Annotated in this window: 17 protein-coding genes; 7 read left to right on the top strand and 10 right to left on the bottom strand. The window is 68.9% G+C overall.

Translation table 11 applies throughout. The features are described 5' to 3' along the window. Window positions 1–98 precede the first annotated feature (98 nt). Together EL272_RS09040 and EL272_RS09035 are read right to left on the bottom strand one after the other, a co-directional pair. Window positions 99–773 (bottom strand): response regulator, encoded by a 675-nt coding sequence (locus tag EL272_RS09040; RefSeq protein ID WP_061786832.1) that lies wholly within the window; start codon window positions 771–773, stop codon window positions 99–101. After that, the gene (locus EL272_RS09035; protein WP_014846895.1) at window positions 766–1,596 is read right to left on the bottom strand and encodes a sensor histidine kinase; all 831 of its coding nucleotides are present in this window, start codon (window positions 1,594–1,596) and stop codon (window positions 766–768) included. The genes EL272_RS09040 and EL272_RS09035 overlap by 8 nt, the downstream gene beginning before the upstream one ends. Before the next feature lie 133 nt (window positions 1,597–1,729). Between EL272_RS09035 and EL272_RS09030 the strand changes: the two genes are divergently transcribed. The 5 genes from EL272_RS09030 to EL272_RS09010 are packed head-to-tail and all read left to right on the top strand — an operon-like array spanning window position 1,730 to window position 5,244. After that, window positions 1,730–2,431, top strand: coding sequence for an ATP-binding cassette domain-containing protein (locus EL272_RS09030; protein ID WP_041696501.1), 702 nt, complete (start codon window positions 1,730–1,732; stop codon window positions 2,429–2,431). Next, entirely contained in the window at window positions 2,428–3,201 is a 774-nt protein-coding gene (locus EL272_RS09025) for a hypothetical protein (RefSeq protein WP_126409400.1), read from the top strand. Before EL272_RS09030 ends, EL272_RS09025 begins: the two co-directional genes overlap by 4 nt. Window position 3,202: 1 nt before the next feature. Further along, the gene (locus EL272_RS09020) at window positions 3,203–3,850 is read left to right on the top strand and encodes an ABC transporter permease (protein WP_061786834.1); all 648 of its coding nucleotides are present in this window, start codon (window positions 3,203–3,205) and stop codon (window positions 3,848–3,850) included. A gap of 36 nt (window positions 3,851–3,886) precedes the next feature. Continuing rightward, on the top strand, window positions 3,887–4,414 hold the full coding sequence (locus EL272_RS09015) for a helix-turn-helix transcriptional regulator (protein ID WP_014846891.1): 528 nt from the start codon (window positions 3,887–3,889) through the stop codon (window positions 4,412–4,414). Then, the gene (locus EL272_RS09010) at window positions 4,411–5,244 is read left to right on the top strand and encodes a CPBP family intramembrane glutamic endopeptidase (protein ID WP_014846890.1); all 834 of its coding nucleotides are present in this window, start codon (window positions 4,411–4,413) and stop codon (window positions 5,242–5,244) included. Before EL272_RS09015 ends, EL272_RS09010 begins: the two co-directional genes overlap by 4 nt. Here the strand turns inward: EL272_RS09010 and EL272_RS09005 are convergent. The 3 genes from EL272_RS09005 to EL272_RS08995 form a co-directional block, all read right to left on the bottom strand. Next, on the bottom strand, window positions 5,238–5,522 hold the full coding sequence (locus tag EL272_RS09005; protein WP_014846889.1) for a hypothetical protein: 285 nt from the start codon (window positions 5,520–5,522) through the stop codon (window positions 5,238–5,240). The two genes, EL272_RS09010 and EL272_RS09005, sit on opposite strands and share 7 nt — an antisense overlap. An 81-nt stretch (window positions 5,523–5,603) precedes the next feature. Then, a complete protein-coding gene (locus EL272_RS09000) occupies window positions 5,604–8,387 on the bottom strand; it encodes an FAD-binding and (Fe-S)-binding domain-containing protein (protein ID WP_061786835.1) in 2,784 nt (927 codons plus the stop codon). Further along, window positions 8,384–8,848, bottom strand: a complete 465-nt coding sequence (locus tag EL272_RS08995) for a MarR family winged helix-turn-helix transcriptional regulator (protein ID WP_014846887.1) — start codon at window positions 8,846–8,848, stop codon at window positions 8,384–8,386. The genes EL272_RS09000 and EL272_RS08995 overlap by 4 nt, the downstream gene beginning before the upstream one ends. A 102-nt stretch (window positions 8,849–8,950) precedes the next feature. Between EL272_RS08995 and EL272_RS08990 the strand changes: the two genes are divergently transcribed. Both EL272_RS08990 and EL272_RS08985 read left to right on the top strand, forming a co-directional pair. Further along, window positions 8,951–10,780 (top strand): AMP-dependent synthetase/ligase, encoded by a 1,830-nt coding sequence (locus tag EL272_RS08990; RefSeq protein ID WP_014846886.1) that lies wholly within the window; start codon window positions 8,951–8,953, stop codon window positions 10,778–10,780. A gap of 1 nt (window position 10,781) precedes the next feature. Further along, on the top strand, window positions 10,782–11,630 hold the full coding sequence (locus EL272_RS08985; protein WP_014846885.1) for an acyl-CoA thioesterase: 849 nt from the start codon (window positions 10,782–10,784) through the stop codon (window positions 11,628–11,630). Window positions 11,631–11,692: 62 nt separating this feature from the next. On the opposite strand, the gene EL272_RS08980 is transcribed toward EL272_RS08985, so the two are convergent. The 5 genes from EL272_RS08980 to gndA form a co-directional block, all read right to left on the bottom strand. Further along, entirely contained in the window at window positions 11,693–12,616 is a 924-nt protein-coding gene (locus EL272_RS08980) for a LysR substrate-binding domain-containing protein (RefSeq protein WP_061786836.1), read from the bottom strand. Then, window positions 12,613–14,199 (bottom strand): alkyl hydroperoxide reductase subunit F, encoded by a 1,587-nt coding sequence (gene ahpF / locus EL272_RS08975; RefSeq protein ID WP_061786837.1) that lies wholly within the window; start codon window positions 14,197–14,199, stop codon window positions 12,613–12,615. The genes EL272_RS08980 and ahpF overlap by 4 nt, the downstream gene beginning before the upstream one ends. A 25-nt stretch (window positions 14,200–14,224) precedes the next feature. Next, on the bottom strand, window positions 14,225–14,788 hold the full coding sequence (ahpC, locus tag EL272_RS08970; RefSeq protein WP_014846882.1) for an alkyl hydroperoxide reductase subunit C: 564 nt from the start codon (window positions 14,786–14,788) through the stop codon (window positions 14,225–14,227). A 74-nt stretch (window positions 14,789–14,862) separates the two neighbouring features. Further along, a complete protein-coding gene (locus tag EL272_RS08965; RefSeq protein ID WP_061786838.1) occupies window positions 14,863–19,134 on the bottom strand; it encodes a DEAD/DEAH box helicase in 4,272 nt (1,423 codons plus the stop codon). A 254-nt stretch (window positions 19,135–19,388) separates the two neighbouring features. Then, a complete protein-coding gene (gndA, locus tag EL272_RS08960) occupies window positions 19,389–20,825 on the bottom strand; it encodes an NADP-dependent phosphogluconate dehydrogenase (protein ID WP_061786839.1) in 1,437 nt (478 codons plus the stop codon). Window positions 20,826–20,906 lie beyond the last annotated feature (81 nt).

The raw sequence follows: 20,906 nt of genomic DNA, 5'->3' as shown, positions 1-20,906 counted from the left end.
CTTCAGGGAAGTCGTCGCGGCCCGGCTCAACCAGTTTCGGCAAGGCCGTATTTCTTCCGCAATTCGCGCGCGAGATGAGGGGGGGGCTCACGTGCCGGCTAAACCGGCTCGTTTCCCCAGGTACCGGGGCGCACCAGCCCGTGTTCGTAGGCTGCGATCACCAGTTGGGCGCGGTCCCGGGCCTGCAGGCGGCTCAGCAGCGCCGAGATGTGGGTCTTGCAGGTGGCGTGGCTGATGTGCAGTTCCCGTTCGATCTGGTCGTTGGACAGCCCCCGGGCCACGAGTCTGAGGATCTCGGTCTGCCGCGGGGTCAGATCCGCCACCCTCCCGGAGGGGGTCGCGTCCGGGAGGCAGCTCTCCACCAGGGTGGTGATGGCCGAGGGCGCCAGGAGGGCCTGCCCGGCCGAGACGGTGCGCACCGCGTTGATCAGGGCCTCCGGGGTCGCGTCCTTCAACAGGAAACCGGAGGCCCCCGCGCGCAGGGCCCCGAAAACGTACTCGTCCAGGTCGAACATGGTAAGCACCAGCACCCGAACCTCGGACAGATGCGGGTCGCGGACGATTGAACGGGTCGCCGCGATCCCGTCGAGTTGCGGCATGCGGATGTCCATCAGCACGACATCCGGCACCAGCTCCCGGGTCAGTGAGACGGCCTCCACGCCGGTGGCGGCCTCCGCCACGACCCGGAAGCCCGGCTGGGAGTCCAACAGGTGCGCCAGCGACTGGCGCAGCAGCTGCTGGTCGTCGGCTATCAGGACACGGACCTCAGGCACGGACCGGCTCCGGATCCGGCAGCTCGGCCTCGAGTCGGAAACCGTCCGGGGAGCGGTGGTGGCGAAGGTTCCCACCCAGCGCGGCGACGCGCTCCCGCAGCCCGATCAGGCCACTGCCCGCCCCGGGACGTGAACGCCATCCGGGAACCGGGCCGGAATCCGTCACGGCCAGGTGAAGGACCTCCCCGCGGCGGGCGAGTTCGACGTGGACGCTGGTGGGTCCGGCGTGCCTGGCGGCATTCGCCAGCCCTTCCTGAAGGATGCGGTGGATGGCCAGCGCCACCCCCTCGCTGTTCGGCGTGACCCCGTCGTTGGACATTTTCACGTGCAGCCCCGCTCGCTCAGCGGATTCCAGGAGACCATCCCAGTTGGGATCGCCCGGGCTGGGGGACAGGGGCGCGTCCTGGTCGGAACGCAGCACCTGGAGCATCCGGCGCAGTTCCAGGGTAGTGGCCCGGCTCGCCTGTTCGATGTCGCAGAGCGCCGCCACCAGGCTTTCGGGATCCTCGGCGTCCACATTGCGGGCCACCGAGGCGCGTACCGTTATCAGACCGATGCCGTGCGAGACGAGATCGTGCAGGTCCCGGGCTATCGTCAACCGCTCCGTCGTCACGGCAGCAGCGATCTGCTGGGATCGCAGCTGCTCGGCTTGGCGCCGCCCGGATCGTTTCGCCGCCCACCAGATCCAGCACACCAGCAGGCCCGTCGACAGCATGATCACGAACTGGGTCAGGCTGCTCGGACCCGACTCGGTGCTGACGCCGCACAAGAGCACGAGCAGCACGAGCACCGCCAGTACCTGGGCGGAGAAATAACGGTGCATGGGGCGATGCTAGCCGTGGGCGGGGTGAGGAATCATCACCCCACGGGCTGAGAATCCGAGGGCTGAGGCGCGGACCGGAAATCGGCGCTGGGCCCGACGGGCAGGGGGCGTTCGCCGCAGCATGATCGGGGTCATGATCAGATTTGACGATGTTTCCAAGGTCCGTGGCCGCCGGAAAATCCTGGAGGGAGTGGGGTTCGAGGCGAGGCCCGGGCGGGTGACGGGCTTCGTCGGACCGAACGGGGCCGGCAAGTCATCGAGCCTGCGAATCCTGCTCGGCCTGGACCGGGCCACGACCGGGCATGCCACCCTGGATGGCCGGCCCTACCGGGAGCTCCGGAACCCGCTGAGGCACGTCGGCTCCATGCTCGACGGGGCTGCCGCCCACCCGTCCCGCACCGCGCGCGCCCACCTCGGGTGGGTGGCGGCCAGCAACGGCATCCCGAGGAAAAGGGTCCAGCAGGTCCTTGAGGAGGTTGGGTTGGCGGCCGACGCCAATCGGCGGGTGGGCACCTATTCGCTGGGCATGGGGCAGCGGCTCGGATTGGCGACCGCCCTGCTGGGGAAACCGGAGCGGTTGGTCCTCGACGAACCGGTCAACGGCCTCGACCCGCAGGGGGTCAGGTGGATCCGTCGGCTGCTCAGGGCGCACGCCGATGCGGGGGGCACGGTGCTGCTGTCCAGCCACCTGATCGGTGAACTGGCGGAGATCGTCGACGACGTCGTGATCATCAACGGCGGCCGGATCAAGGCGTGGGGTGGAGTGGCCGACGTCATGGCGGGTCATCCCAGCCTGGAAGAAGCGTTCTTCGCGCACGTGGAGGCACGCGCATGAGGCGGACGATGCGCGCCGAGGTGTTGAAACTGTGCACCCTTCCCGGCATCTGGCTGGCCGGTTTGCTGGCCCTGGCGGTCCCGATGCTCCTGGCATGGCTGGCGAGCTCCCAGACCAGGCGCGCGGTGGAAACCGGTCAGCTCGGAGCGCTGTACGACACCTCCACGACCGACTCCGGATTCACAGCGCTCACCGTGGCGCAGGTCGGTTTCGTGGTGCTCGGGGTGCTTTCCGTCTCCAGCGAGTACGTCCGCAATGCCCAGGCCGTCGGGCGGGGCAGGCAACTCACCACCAGCATGGTCGCCACACCCGGGGGAGCCAGACGGATGATCGCGAAACTCACCGTGCTCCTGGGGTTCGCCGTGGTCCTGGCCGTGGCGGCCACCGCGGGCACCCTGGCGGTCGCGCGTTGGGCACTGGGTGGCGTGGAGGCCACGTGGGGGAACCCCTGGCCCCGGGCCGCGGGGGCGGTGTTCTTCCTGGTGACCATGACAGTGATCGCGGCCGCCCTGGCCGAACTGGTCCGCGGCGGAACCCTGCCCCTGACGCTGCTGGTGATCAACTCCTCGGCCGTGTCCTTCTCGTTCCTGCTCTCGAAGGTGACCCCACTGGCCCGCTACGCACCGGACCTTGCGCTGGCCCATACGTTTCTGACCGACACCGCGATCCAGGATCCCCTCAGCCCCGGAGTCGGAATGCTGGTGGGTGCCGCCTGGGGTGTTGCCGCCATCATCCTGGCCGTGCTGCTTCACGCCAGAAGGGAGGCCTGAGATGGCGGTCATCGCGGCGGAGTGGCGCAAACTCGGGCTCCCGGGCATCTGGCTGGTTGTGGCGCTCACGGTCGCCGGGTCCTGGGCGTTGGCGGCCTTGATGTCGGGGCCCAGCGGTTCCGCGCAGACTCTGCAGCTGGTGCCCTCGTTGACGGCCATGGGGTGCATCCTGCTCGGTGTGTTGGCGGCGACGGGGGAGTACTCCGGAAGACAGGTCGCCACCACCTGTACAGCCATGCCCCGCCGTTTCCCGGTGGCGGTGGTCAAGGCGCTGACCGCAACGGTGGTGCTGACGGTGACGGCGATGATGGCCGCGGGCGGGGTGCGTCTGCTGGTTCCCGAGGGCGAGTGGGCCCTTCCCGGGGTGGTTGCGCATCTCGCCGCGATGGGTCTGCTCGGATACGCCATCGGCCTGGTGGCGAGGCAGCTGGTTGCCTCCCTCACCACGGCGTTCGTCCTTCTCGTCGTGGCGGGCCCCGTGCTGCGGCCCTACACCAAGCTGGCGACCTGGCTGCCCGGTTCCGTCGGGGCCGACCTGTTCGCGCCCGATCCGGCGCATCCCCTGGCGGAATCGGTGGGAGCCCTGGCCGGGTGGGTGCTGGGGTTCTGGGTGATCGCCGCGGTGGTCTGGGCCCGTCGCGACGCCTGACCGGGGAAAGGCATTGCCGGGGTGTATCCTCATACCATGAAACCCTCCGAATCGGACCATTCGCTTCGGCCGGTTTCGTTCATCGTCCTGGGAATGCTCGCGACCGCGGGTCCCATGACTTCGTACGAGCTGGAACACAACGCACGGATCTCTGTCGGGTTCTTCTGGCCCTTCCCGCACTCGCAGCTCTACGCCGAACCCAGGAAACTGGTGGAGGCGGGGCTGGTGGACGTGGAGTCCGAGGAGGGCGGGCGGCGACGCCGGGTCTACTCGATCACGGAGGACGGGCTCCGTGCTCTGCGCGGCTGGCTGCAACGACCCGCTGACGCCGCGCAGACGCGGGATCCCGCGCTCCTGCAACTGTTCTTCGCCGACGCGGACCCGGCCATCGTCGGTCCCCTCGCGAGGCGAAAGGTGGCTGAACTGGAATCCAGGCTGGAGTTCCTGGAGCGCGATGATCTCGGCGGGGACCGTCCCCACCACCGCATGGTGCTGGCCTGGGGGCGGGCGCAGACCCGCAGCAACCTGGAGTTCTGGCGGAGCATTGCTGAGGAGGCGGAATGAAGAACTGGTTGCGGTCACACCCCCTGGGCGGTTACATCGCCCTGGCCTACGCGGGTTCCTGGATCCTGTGGCTGCCCGCCCTGTTGGGGCGGAAAAACCTGGGGCTGTTGCCCTACGAGCTCCCCGTGGCGACGAGCGTCGTGTTGAATCAACTCGCCCTGTTCGCCGGGCCTTTCCTGGCGTCCTTGGTGATGACCCGGTTGACGACCGGGTCGCTGAAGAACTGGACGGCCTCCCTGCTGCGTTGGCGGGTGCCGCTGGTGGCCTATCTGCTGGCCCTGGTGGCGATCCCAGCGGCCGTGATTGCGGTCCTGGCAATTCTGCCGGGCGAAACGGCGGGTGGGCCCGAACTCGCAGGCCCTGCCCTGGTCATCGCCCCTCTGGTGATGGGGGTGGCGTACCTGATCGGCGGGCCGCTTCAGGAGGAGGTGGGGTGGCGGGGATTCGCGCTGCCCAGACTGCAGGAACGCACCTCACCGCTTCCGGCCGCCGTGATCCTCGGGATCGTCTGGGGAGGCTGGCACCTGCCCCTGTTCCTGATCGCGGAATGGGAGACGACCCCGCACCGGGACGTGGGTGACCTGTTTGCCTTCCTCGCGTTCACGGTTGCGGCGTCGATCGTCCTGTCCTGGATCACCAACACGGCGCGCGGATCCGTTCTCCTCGCGATCCTCGCCCACAATGCGATCAACTGGGCGTTGAGCGTGTGGGAGAAGGCGACTGGCCAGAAGGTGACGAGCCTGTGGCCGGCGGTGCTGGGGCTGGCCGTTCTGGCGGTGATCGCCGTCGCCGTGACCCGGGGCCGGCTGGGGCACCGGAGTGCTCAGTGATCCCAGAGAGCGGAAACGGGCACGCTCCAGAAACCGGGCCCCATCCTCACGGTCCTGGGATGCATGTTCAAGACGATGCCCCCGCGGAAACGGTCGCCGATCCGGTCCCTGAGTTTCTTCAGGTGCGTGAAGTGTTCCGATCTCGGTGTCTGGGTGGCCTTGACCTCCAATCCCCAGACGCGCCCGTCCGCTGAGTAAACCGGAGTTCTCTCCGGGCGACGCAGGTCAGTGGAACCGGTCAGTAGGAAACCTCCGGGGTGGCGGTCCCGGATGCGCATGGGAACGATATTACGCGCGACATTGTGGTTCTGCACCCGACTCGTTGTGGTTCTGCACCTGAATCGTTGTGGTTCTGCAGGTCAGGCGGAGCGGGCCGGGTGGGTCGCCAACAGCTCGGCCAGGCTCATCGAGTCGCGGCCTGCCAGACCCTTCAGTTGGGTCTGGCAACTGAAACCGTCGGCCAGGACTATGGCCTCCGGGTTGGCCGTCACCGCGGGCCCGAGGTCGTGTTCGAAGACCTTCACGCTCACCTCGTGGTGGCCGATCTCGACGCCGAAGTTCCCGGCCAGCCCGCAGCAGCCACCCACCTGCACCAGTTCCGCTCCCGTCGCCTTCAACAGGGCACGGTCAGTCTGCCATCCGATCACGGAGGCGTGGTGGCAGTGGGGCTGGGCGACGATGGTGTGCCCGGACAGGTCCGGGGGCAGGAAGTCGGGATCCTTGGCCAGGAACTCCGCCAGGGTCAGGACCTTCCCTTTCAACGCCTTCACGTTGGTGTCCCCGGGCAGCAGTTCGGGCGCGTCGGAGCGCCACACGCTGGTGCAGCTCGGCTCCACACCGACGATCGGAATGCCCTGTTCGACGAACGGCGCCAGCACGGCGGCGGCGTGCCTGAGCTGGCGGCGGGCGCCGTCGAGCTGGCCCGTTGAGATCCAGGTCAGGCCGCAGCAGGCCTTTTCATTCAGCGCCCGGGGTGCGTAGCCGAGACGGGCCAGGACCTGCACCACCGCGGCGAAGGAGTTCGACTCGAAGCAGTCGCTGAACGAATCCACCCAGATCAGGACGGGGCCCTTGCCCCCACCCTCCGGCAGTGTGGTGCGGCGGCGGGCGGAACGCGACGCGAAACGCGGGATCTGCCGCCGCCCGTCGACCCCGGCGGCCCACTTCATCAGGCTCCCCAACCCGGGGGCGGCCCCGACGACGTTGATGAGCGGCCCGATGCCGGGGAGTTTCGTGATGAGACGTCCCCAGCGCGGCAGCCAACCCAAGGAGTAGTGGTTCCGGGGCCGCAACCGTCCCTTGAGACGCTCATGGGTGACGCGCGACTTGTAGGCGGCCATGTCGATTCCCGTGGGGCAGTCGCGGGAGCAGCCCTTGCAGGACAGGCACAGGTCGAGGGCCTCGGCCACCTCACGCGAACGCCAGCCCCCCGTGATGAGGGAACCGTTGACCATCTCCTGCAACGCCCTGGCCCGGCCCCGCGTGGAATCCTTCTCGTCGCGGGTGGCCTGATAGCTCGGGCACATCACCCCGCCGGAGGCTGTGGTGTCGGACAGGCACTTGCCGACCCCTGAGCACTGGTGCACCCGGGCCACGAACTCGGGATCCTCCAGGTTCAGGGGGGAAACGGTTGCCGCCACCATCCGGAGATTGGAGTCGGTGGGTTCGGGATCGACCAGCACACCCGGATTGAGCAGGTTCTCGGGGTCGAACAGGTGCTTGACCGCGCCGAACAGCTTCAGTGCCTCGGGGGAGTACATCCGTGGCAGCAGCTCCGAACGGGCGCGCCCGTCGCCGTGCTCGCCGGACATCGAACCGCCGTGGGAGGCCACCATCTCGGCGGCCTCCAGCATGAAGGCGCGATACCGGGCCCGGCCGTCGGGAGCCTCGAAGGGGAAGTCGATGCGTGCGTGGACACAGCCGTCGCCGAAGTGTCCGTAGGGCAGCGAGTGCAGGCCGTGCCGGGCCAGGAGGGCCTCGAAGTCGCGCAGGTAATCGCCCAGGTGCTCCGGGGGCACGGCCGCGTCCTCCCAGCTCCCGTAGGCGGGTTTGTCCAGCGACACCCCGGCCAGCCCTGCCCCGTCGGCCCGCAGTTTCCACAGCGATGCGGCCTGCTCCTGATCCTCGACGATCCACCCGGCCCGGGTGTCGGCCTCGGCGAGGAGCGCCTCGGCGCGGTCGCGGACCTCCGCAGGATCCTCCCCGGCCAGTTCGACGAACATCCAGCCCTCGCCCGCGGGCAGCCGGCCGACGGAATCGGCACCCCGTTTGCGGATCACCACGTCAACGATGCGCCGGTCCAGCCCCTCGCAGGCGGTGGGGCGGAACTTCAGCAGCCGGGAGATGTCGTCCCCGGCACGATCCATCGACGGGTAGCCGAGCGCCACCATGAGGCGATGCGAGGGGTCGGGCGTCAGACGCACCGTGGCCCGGGTGATGATCCCCAGGGTTCCCTCGGTGCCCGCGAAGAACTTCGCCACGTCGAATTTCTTCTCCGGTAGCAGGTGCTCCATCGAATACCCGGAGACCTGCCGGGAGAAACGACCGAACTCGGTTCGGATCACACCCAGGTGGGCCATCACCAGCGAACGCAGCTCGGGGAAGTCATCGCGGCCCAGAACCCGCAGCTGGCCGTGGCCGTCGATGATCTCCAGTTCCACCACGTTGTCGGACATGCGACCGTAGCCGAGGGCCCGCGGCCCGCAGGCGTTGTTCCCGATCATCCCGCCGACGGTGCAGCGCGACGAGGTGGACGGGTCCGGGCCGAGCCTCAGACCATGGGGAGCGGCCGCCCGCTGGAGGGTTTCCTGCACCACCCCCGGGTCGATCACGGCGGTGCGGGTTCGTTCGTCGACGACGTGGATGCGGTTCAGGTGCTTGGCGACGTCTATCACGAGGCCCGCTCCGACCGCGTTGCCCGCGCACGAGGTGCCCGCACCGCGCACGGTGACGGGAAGACGGCACTCCAGGGCCGCCCGCACGAGCGCGATCAGTTGGTCGCGGTTCTCGGGGCGGGCAACCACCAAGGGGGGTACCCGGTAGAGGGATGCGTCGGAGGAGTAGATGCCGCGGGTGAGGGCTGAATCGTCCAGCAGGTGTGTCAGGTCGCCGAGTCGGTCACGAAGCAGCTCGACTGGGTTCACGGATGCTCATCGTAGTCCGGTACCGCCAGGATGGCGTCGCAGGCGCGGCCCAAGGCCTTCAGGTCCCCGGGCTCAATGGCGTCTATCAGGATCCGGCGTACCGCCGCCACGTGTCCGGGGGCGACTTGCGTTAGGAAACTCATGCCCTCCGTCGTCAACGAGGCCAGTACCCCCCGCCCGTCGTCGGCGCAGTTGGTGCGTTCCGCATGTCCCCTGGCCTCAAGGCGTTTAACGGTGTGTGTCAAGCGGGAACGGGACTGGCTGACCGCGTGGGCGAGCTCGCTCATCCGTAACTGTTGGCCTGGGGCCTCCGAGAGCGTAACCAGTATCTCGTATTCCGCCAGGTCCAAACCGGCCAACCGGAGGTCCGTGTCAAGATAACTCTGTATGCGATGAGTGGCGCGCAGCCAAGCGCGCCAGATCCGCTGCTGATCGTCGTCCAGCCATTCAACCTTGGTCACAGTTCGCAATCCTAACCATGGGGGTGGTTCTTCCGGGGCCAGTTGTGTAAAGAGCTCCACGATTCAGTTAGGCTCGCAACGCCATGTCTCTTAGGAGTGTTGATGAGTCTTCAGGAAGAACTGCTCAGCTTCGCCAACTCGGTCGGCGATATGTTCCGGCGTCGAGTGGCCGAGACCCCCGACGGCCTGGCCTTCCTCGACCCTGACCGGGCGCCGGAGGGCCCGAACCAGTGGACCCGGTACACGTGGGCGGAATCGCGGCTGCTGGTGGACCAGCTCGCGGCCGGGCTACTGGCCCGGGGACTGTCCCGCGAACAGCGGGTGGGGATAATCTCCACCACCAGGCTCGAGTGGATCCTGCTCGATCTGGCCGTGGCCTGCGCGGCGGGCGCCACCACGACGGTCTACCCGAACACGGCGGCGGGGGACGTGGAGTTCATCCTGGATGACTCGGGAACCTGCATCGTGGTGGTAGAGGACGCGACCCAGCTCGCGAAGGTGGAGGCCAGCCCCACCCTGAGGGCCGCCGTTCACACCATCGTCGTCATCGATGCCGCCCACGTGGAGTTGAACGACCGGGTCATCTCCTACACGCAGCTGCAGCTTCTCGGCGCGGAACAGTTGAAACAGAATCCCGGGATCGTCGACGAGGCCATCGCATCCACCGACCACGACACCCTCTCCACTCTCATCTACACCTCCGGCACGACGGGGCAGCCGAAGGGGGTGCGGCTCAACCACGCCTCCTGGATCTACGAGGGTTCGGGAACCAAGTACTGGAAGATCATCGACGACTCCGACCTGCAATACCTGTGGCTGCCGCTCAGTCACGTTTTCGGGAAGGCGCTGATCGCCTGCCAGATCGCCTACGGGTTCGCCTCCGCCGTGGACGGGCGGATCGACCGGATCGTCGACGGCCTGGGTGAGGTCAAACCGACGTTCATGTGCGGCGCCCCCCGCATCTTCGAGAAGGTGCGGGCCGCCGTCATGACCGCCAACACGGGTCTGAAGGACCGGATCTCCCGCTGGGCCTTCGCCGTGGGGCGCGACTCCCGCGGCTACCGGCTCTCCGGGCTTCCGATGCCCGGTTCCCTGGCGTTGAAGTACCGGGTGGCCGACGCTTTGGTGTTCTCCAAGCTCAAGGCGAAGCTCGGGGGGCGGATGAAATTCATGATCTCCGGTTCGGCGAAGCTCTCCGCCCAGGTGCAGGAGTGGTTCTACTCGGCGGGCCTGCTGATCGTCGAGGGTTACGGTTCCACGGAAACCTCCGCCATCGCCTTCCTGAACGTTCCCGCCGAGCCGCGTTTCGGATCGGTGGGCAAGGTGATGCCCGGGATCGAGACGAAACTCGCCGAGGACGGGGAGGTGCTGCTGCGCGGACCCATCATCACCCCCGGATATCACAACCTGCCCGACATCACGGCGGAGGTGTTCAGCGACGGCTGGTACCACACCGGTGACCTGGGTGAGTTCGACGCCGAGGGCAACCTGACCATCACCGACCGCAAGAAAGACCTGTTCAAGACCTCGGGCGGCAAATACGTCGCCCCGCAGAAGGTCGAGGGTGCGATCACCGCGAACATTCCCTACATCTCGCAGGCCATCGCGGTGGGGGACGGACGCAAGTACTGCTCCGCGCTGCTGGTGCTCGACCCGGCACTGCTCCGGACCTGGGCGGAGAAACGCCAGCTCGGGCACCTGAGCTACGCCGAACTCAGCCAGCGCCCCGAGATCCGTGCCTCGATCGAGAAACAAATGGCGAAGGCCAATGCGCGTCTCGAACGCTGGGAGACCGTGAAGCGTTTCGCGATCCTCGATCACGAACTCACGGTCGACAACGACGGGGTCACCCCCAACATGAAGATCCGCCGCGCGGCGGTGACGAAACGCTACGGCGACATCGTCGACTCCCTCTACGACGCGGAGGAGTGACGTGTTCCGCACCACGATCGCGCTGCGCTGGTCCGATCTTGATGCCCAAGGGCACGTCAACAACGCCGTCATCGCCGACTACCTCCAGGAGGCGCGGACCGCGTTCTTCAGGGCGGGGCCGTGCTCCGGGCTGCTGGACTCCGGGGTCGTGGTGGTCGGTCACCGGATCAGCTACCTGGCGCCGATCACCTACTCGGACGCCGGGATCGGCGCGGAGGTGGCGATTACCCGGCTGGGCGGTGCTCGGTTCGACGTGGCCTACGCACTCTTCCAGGACGCGACGCCGGTGGCCCGGGCCCGAACGGTGCTGTGCCCGTTCGACTTCGAGACCCAACAACCGACCCGCCTCGCCCTTACCGACAGGGAATGGCTGGCCGAGCACCGGGCGGAGGTGGAGCCCATGCGCCACATCGACGTCCCGGATCTCGGTCGGAACGGGTCGGTGACGCCCTGCCCGGTGCGCTGGTCGGATCTGGATTCCTACGGGCACGTCAACAACGTCAAGGTCCTCGACTACCTGATGCAGGCGCGGATAGCCGCAACCACCTCGTGGAGCCCCGCCATGGTGCGTTCCGGAACCCGGAAGGCCCCGCTGAACTGGCTGATCGCCCGCCAGGACGTCGACTACATCAACCAGATCACCCACCGGATGGACCCCTACGCGGTGCGCACCGCTCCCGCGGCGCTCGGCCACACCTCCGTGACTCTCGCGGCCGAGATCTTCAACCCCGACGACGGCACCACCTTCGCCCGTGGTCGCACCATCCTGGTCGCCGCGGACGGGGAGGGGAAGCCCGTAGCGCTGCCCGAGGAGGTGCGAAAGGACCTGACGAAGCGGCTGATCGATTGATACCGCCCTTGCGGGTTGTCCCGCGCCGGGACCACGCCCGGTGGCTCGACGGGCCGGCCCGCTCACAGCTCCTGGACCAGGGCGACGGAGGGGATCAGGGCGGGCGCCAGCGCCTCGAGGGTGGCCGCGCGGGGTGATGTGCGGGGCCACACCAGCGCGATGTCCCGGCTGGGCGCGGGAGGGGCGATCCGGCGCAACGCCAGGCCGGGGGCCGGCGGGACGGGGGGTAGGACCGTCATGGCCGGCAGCAGGCTGAGGCCGCTGCCGGAAGCAATCATGTGGCGCATGGTCTCGAGGCTCGTGGCGCGGTAGTCCTTCCGCAGCCGAACCCGGTGTTCGGAGGCCCACCGCTGCACCTGGCCGCCCAGGCAGTGTCCCTCGCCCAGGACCAGCAGTTCGTGCTCGGCCACGCGGGCCGGCGGGATGGGAGGGCTTTCCCGGAGACTCCCGCCAGTCCCATCCATCAGTGGATGTCCGGCGGGGGTTGCCAGGACGAACTCTTCACGGAAGAGGGGACGCACCTCCAGGTGGGGGTCATCGGCGGGTATGGCGATCAGCGCAGCGTCCAGCCCTCCCGAGCGCAGCATCGTCACCAGCTGTTGGGTCTTCTCCTCGGTCAGCAGCAACTGAAGATTCGGGAACCGCTTCCCGGCGTGGGGCAGGACGTGAGGCAGTAGGTACGGACCGAGGGTGGGGAAGACCCCCAGCCGCAGCTGGGTGGTGGCGCCCGTCGCGTCCCGAGCGATCACCCGTATCGCCTCGGCCTCGGCCAGTACCGCCCGCGCCCGTCCCACCACCCGCTGACCGATCGGGGTCAGCACCGGGCGGGACGCGGCACGGTCGATCAGGACGACTCCGAGTTCCTCATCGAGTTTGCGGAGCTGGACTGACAGGGTCGGCTGCGAGACCCCACAGGCGGCGGCCGCCGAGCGGAAACTCCGCTGGTCGGCCACCGCCACGAGGTATTCCAGATCCCTCAGGTTCATGCCCGGAGGGTAGCAGCGGCGGGGGTGTCCGCCTCCTCCCGCGAACGGATCAGGTGGTCGAAAGCGGACAGTGCCGCAGTGGCCCCGGAACCCAGCGAGATGACGATCTGCTTGTAGGGGGTGTTGGCGCAGTCACCGGCGGCGAATACCCCGGGCAGGGAGGTGGCGCCGCGCTGATCGACGACGATCTCGCCCGCACGGTTGCGTTCGATCACGCCGTCCAGCCAGCCGGTGTCGGGCAGGAGCCCGATCTGGACGAAGACCCCCTCCAGATCCAGGCGCCGCACCTGCCCGGAGGTGCGGTCCTCGACATCCAGGCCGATCACCTGGGAGCCGTCACCGACGACCTCCACCACCCGCGTCGAGGTCAGGACGTCGACGTTGGGCAGGGAGCGCAGCGTGTTCACCAGCACGGCATCGGCCTTGAGGACATCGAGGAACTCCACCACCGTCACGTGCGAGGCGACCTGCGCCAGGTCGATGGCGGCCTCGATGCCCGAGTTGCCGCCACCGATCACCGCAACCGGCCTGTCCTTGAACAGGGGGCCGTCGCAGTGCGGGCAGAAGGTCACACCCTTGTTCCGGTACTCCTCTTCGCCGGGGACGCCCATGGTCCGGTAGTGGGCGCCCGTCGCCAGGACGACGCTGCGGGCACGCAGCGTTCCGCCGCCCTCGATGTCGACTGCGATCAATCCGTCCTCGCCCGCCGGGTGCAGCGCCGAGGCCTTCACCCCCGTGGTGATGTCCACGTCGTGGGAGCGGACGTGCTCCTCCAGGGCGGCCCCGAGCCGCGGACCCTCGGTGTGGGGCACCGAGATGAAGTTCTCGATGGCCATGGTGTCGAGGACCTGCCCGCCGAATCGCGCGGCGACCAGGCCGGTGCGCAGCGCCTTGCGGGCGGAGTAGATGGCTGCCGTCGCCCCCGCGGGGCCGCCCCCGACGACCAGGACCTCGAACGGGTCCTTCGCGTCAAGGGCCTCGGCGATGCGCGCGCCGGCCCCGGAATCGAGGCGGGCGACGAAGTCCGCGACATCCATGCGACCCTGGCCGAACAGCTGCCCGTCCTTGTAGATAGCGGGAACCGCCTTGATGCCGAGCGCCTCCACCTCGTCCTTGAAGGCGCCGCCCTCGACCGCCACGTGACGGATCCTCGGGTTGAGGACGCTCATGGTGTTGAGGGCCTGAACCACGGTCGGGCAGTTCTGGCACGTCAGGGACATGTAGGTGACGAATTCTCCCCCTTCGAGCCGGCGCACCGCCTCGGCGGTCTCCTCGTCCAGGCGAGGGGCGTGGCCGCCGACCTGGACCAGGGCGAGCACCAGTGAGGAGAACTCGTGTCCCATGGGCAGTCCCGCGAACCGGACCTCGATCTCGGTGCCGGCGCGCCGGATCGCGAAGGAGGGGGTGCGGGGGTTGGATTCCTCGACGACGCTCACGAGGGGGCTGAGGGCCGCGATCTCGCCGAGGAGTTCACGCATCTTGGCGGAGGCGGGGGAGTCGTCGAGCGAGGCGGCGAGTTCGAGCGGGAGCGAGACGAGCTCCAGGTACTTCTTGAGCTGTGCGGTGGCGTTGGCGTCCAGCACTGTGTGGTTTCTCCTTACTGCTGTTTCAGATCTTGCCGACCAGGTCGAAGGACGGGGTGAGGGTTTCCTCGCCCTCCTCCCACTTGGCGGGGCAGACCTCGCCGGGGTGGTTGCGGACGTACTGGGCGGCCTTGACCTTGCGGAGCAGCTCGGTGGCGTTGCGGCCCACGCCCTCGGGGGTGGTCTCGATGTACTGGATGATGCCGTCGGGGTCGATGAGGTAGGTGGAGCGGTCGGCCAGGCCGGAGTCGGGGCGGGCGTTGTCGAAGTTGTTGGTGATCACGCCGTTGACGTCACCGAGCATCGCGAACTCAAGGGTGCCGATCTCGGGGGAGGTCTCGTGCCACGCCTTGTGGACGAAGTGGGAGTCGCGGCTCACCGAGTAGACCTCGACGCCCAGGGACTGGAGCTCGGCGTAGATGCCCTGGAGGTCGGCCAGTTCGGTCGGGCACACGAAGGTGAAGTCGGCGGGGTAGAAGAAGACGATGTTCCACTTGCCCTGGAAGTCATCGCTGGAGACATCCACGAAGGCACCGGAGCGGTAGGCGGTCGTGGCGAAGGGTTTGATCGGGGTGTTGATCAAGGACATGGCGGTCACCTTTCGTCGGTCAATCAGGGTGATAGGGACTATATATCAAAAAACCTAGATGTGCATGATTTGATCTATCGGCGTGGTGTTGGGGTGCCCTCCACCACGAGCCCCTGCGGATGGAGCCCGGCCCCGGCCTTCCTGAGCTCGGACGCAAGGGGATGCGCCGTGGCCCGGGCGCCGTCGATCTCCTCGATGCGAAACCGCGCCATCCGGCCCTGGGCCACCGCCTCGCCCAGGGCGCGGATCACCCGGGCGGCCGCGGCGGCAGGGGAACCGGAGGGGAACAGGGTCAGCGATCGCCCGCCGCGCCCCAGGTGGGCCAGGCAGCTCCCGTCGGCGATCACCACCACTGCCCCGGCCAGGCGTGAGGGCCGGGCGGTGTCGTGGGCCGGCCAGGGCAGCACCCGGCCGAAGGGATTCGCGGGATCGACCGCTGCCAGCACCCTCACCGCGGAGGCGTCGGGTTCGCGGAAGGACCGCAGCGCATCGATGGTCCCAGGGGCGGCGAACTGGGCCGCGCCCAGCCCCGCCACCAACACCCCGCGCCGCAACAGGCCGCTGTCCTCGAGCTCCCGCAGCAGCCCGTAGGCGGCCGCGAAACCCCCGGGTGTTCCCTCCACGATCCCCCGGGCCACGACGCCGTACCGCTCCAACCAACCGGTTGCCCGTGCCAGCCGCACCTCGGTGGGTGTCGCGGAACCGTCGGTGACGGCGTACCAGCGGCCGGGCAAAGCCCGGGAAACGGGACTGACGGGACGCGCGGGGCGAGGGCGCCTGGCCCTGAAACGGGAGCTGCTGCGCGGGGCGCGGCGGGGCGAGGTCCCGGTCAGCAACGCGCGGATCGGGGCCATCGAGGCGGGTGCCACCAGCCCCGCCGCGGCGGCCCGCCACAGGAGTTCCGCGTTCCCGGGCGCCACCAGGCCGTCACCGAGCCCGGCCGCGAAGGCGGAAACCTCCTCGTCCGCTGCCTCGGAGGGCGGCGGCACCAGATCCAGGTCGTCGGCCGCCACCAGGGTCAGCGACGGATCCGGTCCGGAGCCGCGGAGCCGGATCAGCGCCTCACCCTCCGCCAGCAGCTGGTCCAGGTGGGAGGGCTGGTATCCGGAGATCCGTGCCGGGAGCACGTGCGATTCCCACACGCTGGCCGGTAGCACCACCCCTGCCAGCTGCTGCAGGGCCAGGAGCACCTCGTCGGGGGAGGAGGGGCGCGGCTCCGTGATACCGTGCCGATCCAGCAGGAAACGGGCGTAGGCCTCGGCGGGCACCGGCTCCACGGCGGCCCGGGCAGCGGCCAGGCAGCGTCCCCGCAGCCGGTCCAGGACCCCCGGATCGCAGTACTCGGTCTCGGCCACGTCCTCGGTGAACCTGCCCCTGACCAGGCGGCCCGCATCGGCCTCCGACTCCAGGAGGTGGCCGGCCACGGCCCGGCCAAGCCCTAACGAAACCGCGAGGGCCGCGGCCGTGAAGGGCGTGTGGGTGCGGGCGAAACGGGCGGTGAGCTGGGTCAGGGGATCGCGGCCGCCGGGTTCGGCGCTCACCTCGCCGGGCACCGCCACCCCCAGGGCGTCGTGCAGCAACGCGAGATCCGGTTCGGCGGCCAGGCGTTCCTCACCGGCGATGACCACGGGCACCAGGCCGGACGGCGGCGGATCGGGCAGGGGAAGCTCGCTTCGAAGTTCCAGTTCCGTGGGGGACAGGGGCCCCAGGCGGCGGGGCAGATCCACCAGTTCTGCGGCATTCCGGGCCCGGTAACCGTCGGCGGTGTGCTGCAGCTCCGCCCGGAAACGCTCGACGACGACGGGGTCCAGCAGCTCCCGCAGGTCCAGTGTTCCGAGCACCGAGGCCAGCAGGGCCGGGTCGAGGGCCAGCGACTGGGCCCGCTTCTCCGCGATCGGCAGGTCCCCCTCGTACATGAATCTGCCCGCGTAGCCGTAGAGCATGCTGGCCGCGAACGGGCTGGGGGAGGGCGTGACCACCTCGACTAGCCGCACCGTCCCCGAACGGATCCGCGAGAGCAACCCGGTCAGCCCGGGCAGGTCCCACCGGTCGTTCAGGCATTCCCGCACCGCCTCCAGGGTGATGGGGAAGTTCGGGTGCTGGCGTGCCACCTGGAGCAGCTGGGCGGCCCGGTGACGCTGCTGCCACAGCGGCATCCGGCGGCCGTGGCGGCGAGGCAGCAGCAGGGCGCGGGATGCGCACTCCCGGAACCGGGCCGCGAACAGCGAGGTGCCGCCCACCTGGTCCGCGACGAGACGCTCCACCTTCTCCGGGGCGATCCGCACCAGGTCCACGACCAGGGCGGGCAGTTCCCCGTCGGGAAGCCGCAGGATGAAACCGTCGTCAGTGGCCACGGGCTGGGAATCGACCCCGGAACGCTGCTCCACGAGGGCGGCCACCGCCACGCTCCAGGGTGCCAGTACCGCTCGTCCCAGTGGGCTGTGCACCACGATCCGCCAGTCACCCAGCTCGTCGCGGAACCTTTCCACCACGACGGTTCGCTCGTCCGGTATCATCCCGGTGGCCTCGCGCTGCTCCGCGACGAGGGCCACCAGCTCCCTCAGGGTGTTCTCGTCGATCCAGGGGAGATCGAGGCCGTCGGGGTCCTCGGTGACCCGGCGCAGCAACTCCCCGATGCGATGACCCAGTTCCGCGGGGCGGGACAGATCCTCACCGATCCAGAAGGGCAGTTTCCCGAGCCGCCCGGGCGCGGGGGTGACCAGCACCTGGTCGCGTGTGATTCCGACCACCGTCCACGAGGAGGCGCCGAGCGTGAAGGTCTCACCCACCCGGGTCTCGTGGACCATTTCCTCGTCGAGTTCCCCGACCCGGCGTCCGGGGCCGTCACCGTCGGCCAGGAACACCCCGTAGAGACCCCGGTCCGGGATGGTGCCGCCCGATGTGACGGCGAGCCGCCCGGCCCCGGGTAGGGCGAACAACCGGTCGCCGCGCCGCTCCAGGCGGGCCCGCAGCTCCGAGAAATCGGCGCTGGGATAGGTGCCGAGCAGCAACCGCAGGACCGCGTCGAAGGCGTCGTCCTTCAGGCCGGAGTAGGGATGGGAACGCCGAACCGCCGCCAGCCAGGTCTCGATCTCCAGTCCCGCATCCCCCGCGGCGGCGGCAGCGGCTACGGTCTGCTGGGCCAGGACGTCGAGCGCCAGCACAGGGATGCGCAGCTCCTCGATCCGGCCCGCGATCATGTCGGATACGGTCACGACCGCGGCCGCCAGCTCCCCGCGGTGCAGGGTGTGGAGGCGTCCCCGGGAGGTCGCACCCACCCGGTGCCCGGCCCGGCCGAAACGCTGCAGCGCACTCGAAGTGGACAAGGGGGCGCTGATCTGGATCACCTGGTCGACGGCGCCCATGTCGATGCCCAGCTCCAAGGAGCTCGTGGCCACGACGGCCCGCAGCCGCCCCGCCTTGAGCGCGTCCTCGATCTCGGCCCGGACTTGTTTGCTGACCGAACCGTGGTGGGCGCGAGCCAGGTCCTCACCGCCGCCGGCATCCAGCCACAGCTCGTTGAGGCGAGCCGTCAGCTTCTCCGCCGCCCGGCGGGAGTTCGCGAACACCAGCGTGGACCGGGCCCTCAGGATCGAATCCAGGATCTCCTTCTCCACGTGGGGCCAGGGATCGTTCAGCGGGGGAGTGTCGACCCGGACGTCCCAGCTTTTCCCGGTCCCGGGAGCCACCACGACCACGTCCCGGTCGCCCCCGAGGAAGGCCGCCACCTTTTCGACGGGACGCACGGTGGCGGACAGGGCCACACGCCGCACGTCGCGCCCAGCCAGCAGGTCCAGGCGCTCCAGGCTGAGGGCCAGGTGGGTGCCGCGTTTGGAACCGGCGACGGCGTGGATCTCGTCGATTATCACCGTCTCGACGTCGCGGAGGGATTCCCGGGCCGAGGACGTGAGCATCAGATACAGCGACTCGGGTGTGGTGATCAACACATCCGGTGGCCTGCGCCGCATTCGGTCGCGGTCGCGGGCCGGGGTGTCGCCTGAGCGCACGCCGACGGTGACCTCGGAAACCCTGCGGCCCTGCCGCCCGGCCTCCTCGCGGATTCCGGCCAGCGGGACGCGCAGGTTGCGTTCCACATCCACCCCGAGCGCCTTCAGCGGGGAGAGGTAGACCACCCTCGTGCCCCGGGGACGGTCACTGGGTTGCAGCAGGGAATCGAGGGCGTGCAGGAAGGCCGCCAGAGTCTTCCCGGAGCCGGTCGGCGCCACCACCAGGACGTGACCCCCGTCGGCGATGGCTCGCCACGCCCCTTCCTGCACGGGCGTCGGCGCCCCGAAGGTGTTCACGAACCAGTCCCGGCTCGGGGCGGAGAAACGGCTCATCGGCATGCCGGAAGTCTGCCACCTGGTCCCGACAGACCACGGAACCTACCCCGAAGCTGGTTGGGTCGGCCTGGGATGTGGAAGTTGGTTTCGACTCGGACCGCTCGTTCCTCGCGGCCCGGCTCAACCAGCTTCAGAAGAGAGGGGTGCCCCGTGCCGGCTCAACCAGCTTCGTGGGGGTGGAAGTTGGTTGAGCCGGCCTGCTCGCTCTGCGAGCCGGCCGTGTCGAAACCAGCTCGCGCTCGTCCGAGGACTTGTGGTCAGTCGGCGGCGACCTCCGCGCCGTCGGTCGACCAGTTGATGTGGAAGGCCCCCTCGTCGTCGATGCGGCGATAGGTGTGCGCACCGAAGTAGTCGCGCAGTCCTTGTGTGAGTGCCGCGTTGAGGCGCGGGGCGCGGGCCTGGTCGTAGTGGGCCAGCGCCGCCGAGAAACCGGGTACCGGTACCCCGGCCCGCACGGCCTCGGCCACGACGGTGCGCCAGCCTTCCTGGGCCTCAGTGAGGCCCGCCACGATGGAGGGGGCCTCCAGCAGGGTGACGAGATTGCCGGCTGCGTATTCGGAACGGATCCGCTCCAGCAGGCGGGCGCGGATGATGCAGCCGGCTCGCCAGATCCGCGCCACCTCCGCGATGTCGATGCTCCAGCCGTACTCGGCGGCTGCCATGCGGATCTCGTCCAGGCCCTGCGCGTAGGCCACCACTTTACTGGCCCACAACGCCTGGCGAACCTGCTCGACGAAGACGTCGCGATCAGCCACCCGGATGCCCCGATCCGGTCCGTGGAGGGCCGCCCGGGCGGCGGTGCGCAGCTCGGGGGACGAGGAAATGGCGCGGGCGAACACGGATTCGGCGATGGTGTTGACCGGGGTGCCCAGGTCGAGCGCCGACTGGACCGTCCAGGTGCCCGTTCCCTTCATGCCCGCGGCGTCCCGGATCACGTCCACCAGCGGAACACCGGTGCGGGGATCGGTCTTGCGCAGCACCTCGGCGGTGATCTCAATGAGGTAGGAATCCAGGTCCCCGGTGTTCCAGGTGGCAAAAATGTCCGCCATCTCGGCGTGGCCGAGGCCCAGGGCCTTCAGCAGTTCGTAGGCCTCGCCGATGAACTGCATGTCGGCGTACTCGATGCCGTTGTGGACCATCTTCACGAAATGCCCGGCGCCGTCGGTGCCGATGTAGGTGCAACAGGGTTCACCATTCACGTCGGCGGCGATCCGCTCCAGGATCGGGCCGAGCGCCTCGTAGGACTCCGGGGATCCGCCGGGCATGATCGAGGGTCCCTCCAGGGCTCCGACCTCCCCTCCGGAGATCCCAGCCCCCACGAAGTGCAATCCGAGGTCGCGGAGGCGCTGCTCGCGGCGGCGGGTGTCCTGGAAGAACGAGTTGCCGCCGTCGACGACGATGTCCCCCTTCTCGAGGAGCGGCACGAGGGCGTCGATGGTGGCGTCGGTCGGGCCACCGGCCTTGACCATGAGAATGACGCGGCGGGGACGTTCCAGGGAGGCGACGAAATCCGTCAACTCGTGGAAGGGTGCGAAATCTCCCTCTGAGCCGTGGAGCGCGATGACCTCGTCGGTGCGGGCGGTCGTCCGATTGTAGAGGGCCACTCGGAATCCCCTGCGGGCGAGGTTCCGGGCCAGGTTCGACCCCATCACCGCCATTCCGATCACCCCGACTTGGGCCAGCTGCTCGCTCATGTGACTCCTTAACTGTTCAACGGACCCTCGGGCCTGCACAGCCAGCTTAGGCCCTGTTGCGAAAAGTGCTGTCCGAGCGAG

It is taken from the genome of Arachnia propionica (genome assembly GCF_900637725.1).
GTDB lineage: Bacteria > Actinomycetota > Actinomycetes > Propionibacteriales > Propionibacteriaceae > Arachnia > Arachnia propionica.
This window is presented reverse-complemented; position numbering and strand designations above follow the sequence as displayed.